General features: G+C 60.3%; 5 protein-coding genes and 1 pseudogene. 1 reads left to right on the top strand and 5 read right to left on the bottom strand.

Annotation, left to right across the window (positions count from 1 at the left end):
- The first annotated feature begins 23 nt into the window (after positions 1-23).
- A complete protein-coding gene (locus EN914_RS40035) occupies positions 24-284 on the top strand; it encodes a hypothetical protein (protein ID WP_024504932.1) in 261 nt (86 codons plus the stop codon).
- Between the two features lie 179 nt (positions 285-463).
- On the opposite strand, the gene EN914_RS39490 is transcribed toward EN914_RS40035, so the two are convergent.
- The 5 genes and pseudogenes from EN914_RS39490 to groEL all read right to left on the bottom strand — a co-directional run.
- Positions 464-607, bottom strand: coding sequence for an RES domain-containing protein (locus EN914_RS39490; RefSeq protein WP_245265393.1), 144 nt, complete (start codon positions 605-607; stop codon positions 464-466).
- Between the two features lie 81 nt (positions 608-688).
- Positions 689-1075, bottom strand: a complete 387-nt coding sequence (locus EN914_RS30535; protein WP_024504930.1) for a hypothetical protein — start codon at positions 1073-1075, stop codon at positions 689-691.
- A 530-nt stretch (positions 1076-1605) separates the two neighbouring features.
- Positions 1606-1788 (bottom strand): hypothetical protein, encoded by a 183-nt coding sequence (locus EN914_RS30530; RefSeq protein ID WP_024504929.1) that lies wholly within the window; start codon positions 1786-1788, stop codon positions 1606-1608.
- A 403-nt stretch (positions 1789-2191) separates the two neighbouring features.
- Positions 2192-2554 (bottom strand): hypothetical protein, encoded by a 363-nt coding sequence (locus EN914_RS39485; RefSeq protein WP_024504928.1) that lies wholly within the window; start codon positions 2552-2554, stop codon positions 2192-2194.
- Positions 2555-2666: 112 nt separating this feature from the next.
- Positions 2667-2838 (bottom strand): annotated as a pseudogene (gene groEL / locus EN914_RS30515) (chaperonin GroEL); the annotation flags it as partial.

The following is a 2838-nucleotide window of genomic DNA, read 5'->3' as shown; positions in this document are numbered from 1 at the left end:
GCCCAAACGACACCGGCCGAAGCATGGCCTCGCTGATCCTCGGCACCTATGAGAAGGGGAAGCTGGTTTACCGCGGTCGGGTGGGGACGGGGTTCACTCAGGCCTCCTGTCGAAGGAGAAGTTGCTGGCCGGCGATATACCGGTTGGGCTGGCTAGCGGGGAGGGCGACGGCGAGGACGGTCTCGTTGGGGACCAAGCGCCGTGACGGGGGGCGTCGTCGCGTTGTGATCCCAGAGACAGTCGATTCCTACGGCCAGGACGACTGGTCGTGCGGCAGCCGGTGATCGGGATCATGGACGGTGATCTTATCGCCTTCGACAAGACTGGCCGGAAAGACCACCAGGTTGGTGCCACCGGCGTGACGCTTTTGTCGATGCGAGCGATCTGGCGCCAGGCACAATCCCATTCCTGCCAAGCGCTGTCCCAGATCTCCGGGTCGAATCCCTGCGAAAGGTCCGCCACCTCAGGCGAGCGTGATCTTGTAGGCGGCAAGCGTTGCCGGCGGGACGATGCTGGCGCCCTGCTTGTATTCGTCAAGAGCCGTCTGGGTCGAACGAGACAGATAGAGTGCTTCGACGCATGGCCGGTTGAAACGACCGCCGTCGATCGCCGCGCCTGCACCGCTGATGGGCAGGAAAGCCCATTTGGGTGTCAGATAGCGATTCGTCTGGACCGACTCGGGTGATCCTCACCCACGCGCCCCATTTTCGAAATCCCGGATGAAGGCCAGGACTGCCTCGACCTGGCCGTCCGCGACGAGTTCGGCAGCCGTGCGATGGCCATAGTCGGCAATCGGTTTATTGCGGTACCAAAAGATCGCCTTCTTGACGTCGCCGGTGAGTTCCGTTGCGGCCGAAATCACCTTCACCATCTCGCGCATCCGACCCTGCAGGCGCTCCGACGAGGGATTGCGCAGCGTGTTGCGGTGGACGCCGGTCAACTGCGCCAGGTTGGCCACCTTCACGCCAAGCGCCTGCGACAGGCGCTTCGGCGAGATATAAGGCGTGCGCGGCTCCTGCAGGCTGTCGACAAAACCTGAGACCACTTTCGATTGGGCCAGCTGTGCGTGGGTCATTACAAATCTCCGACCTCTCTCTTACGCACAATATACGCACATTCCTAGGCATAGAAAGAACAGCCTGACGCCTTTCCAACGCACTGCTTGTGCTTCCCCATCCTCGTAGCGGATCCTAGCTAGCGGCAGCAATGCGCCTTCATCTCGGTCATTCCGTCCGACTTAACCTCCTGCCGAAAGCAGACTGGTTGTTAGCGATGCTGGCGTTGGGATTGCCGTTTGTGTTGCTGAGTGGGACGGCGGCTTCGCGCCCCAATCTCCGCCCTCAAACGGGGTTGCACGGTCGCCCGATAGAAGACGCATATTTTGCATTGAAATGGGCGTCTTAGGCTCAAGATATGCATCGCCGGGGCCACCTCCAGCAGACTGCGAATGGATTGGCCAGCAGCACCGCATGATGTCGCGATGCGAGTCGCCGACGGCCTTGGCGAGGTCAATATCTCCTGGAGCGAAATATGGTTATAGATGTAACGTGCCGACGCGCATGACGTAATAAGCGTCAACCGCGGCAGGACGTTGGCGTCAATTCATCAAATCAGGCGATTGCTTTCCGCAAGTTGGCGCGCCCGCCGCATCGTGCCGTCGGTGTCGGCGATCTTTCGTCTTGCGGCTTCGTCGCTTCTGATCGTCAGCCGCTTCGATAGGACTTTTGCGGCCTCGACGATTGGCTCCATCGTTACGACCGGAGCGTCCGGAGTTTTCATGTATCTCATGCTCATTATCCTTTCAGGCAAAAATGAAAGCGAGCGCCGAGCAGATGTCCGCTCCGGCAAGTTAGGCACGGCGACAAAGTTAATTTCTTTACGATCCAGGCCAGCAGTGCTGAACCAAAATCGGAGTTGCCGAGTCGCGGATCAAAAGCACAGCGTAGGCCTGCAACTGATCCTCGGGGATCTGCTTTTCAATGACCGAGTTGTAAACGCGTCGCGCAGAATATTGCAGTCAAAAGTTGAAATAGCATCGGCCGAATGACCGTTGTCCATAATGCGGCTCCCATCGAGGGGCGGGAAAGCGATGGTCGCTCTCAAGCGCCGGTACCGATGTCCCGGCCGGCGACAATGCGACTGTACACACCCACAGCTGGTTAGCGAATCATTCCAGCAGCTTGCCGGTTTGTCAGCACAGGTCAGTCGGGTCGGCCTCGTCCCGCCGCTTGGCGTCCTGATCGTTCAACCGTCTGACCATCTCGTCCGCTTCACCAGCATTAACTCCGACCATGACCTTGTGGCCGGACTCGGCGGGCTGGCCGGTGAAGACGTCGAAAATGGTCCAGCTGTCCGGATGGTCCATCCGAAGCGCGTAGCGGTTGCCATATTCCGAGTCCTCTTGGTTCTCGCCCGCCACCGACCGGTTCAGGCGTGCACAATGAAAAACACTGCCGCCAGCACAACGACTGTCCACAGGGCCACGCCCAGCTTCGAAACCAGGCTCGCCCTGTGAAGCGAGCCCCTCCCGAATGCTGGCAACCACGTTCTTCATGCTGCTGGATCTGGCCGGCGTCGCCGCAACGGCGACCGGCGGCTTGCCCCAAGCGTGCGGAATACCGGAAGCAGTGTCGGTTCACGCATGGCTTTCTCCTGGCGCCAGGTCCTCAGTATCCCATTCCGCCCATGCCGCCACCGCCGCCACCCGCAGGTGCTGCATCCTTGGCCGGAACGTCGGTGATCATCGCTTCGGCGGTGATCAGAAGGGCTGCGATCGAGCCGGCATCCTGGAGTGCGGTGCGCACCACTTTCGCCGGATCGACGATGCCTGCCTTGATC

It is taken from the genome of Mesorhizobium sp. M7A.F.Ca.CA.001.08.2.1 (genome assembly GCF_003998455.1).
Classification (GTDB): Bacteria; Pseudomonadota; Alphaproteobacteria; order Rhizobiales; family Rhizobiaceae; genus Mesorhizobium; species Mesorhizobium ciceri.
Note: the sequence above shows the minus strand (reverse complement) of the source record. Positions and strands in the feature narration are given on the sequence as shown.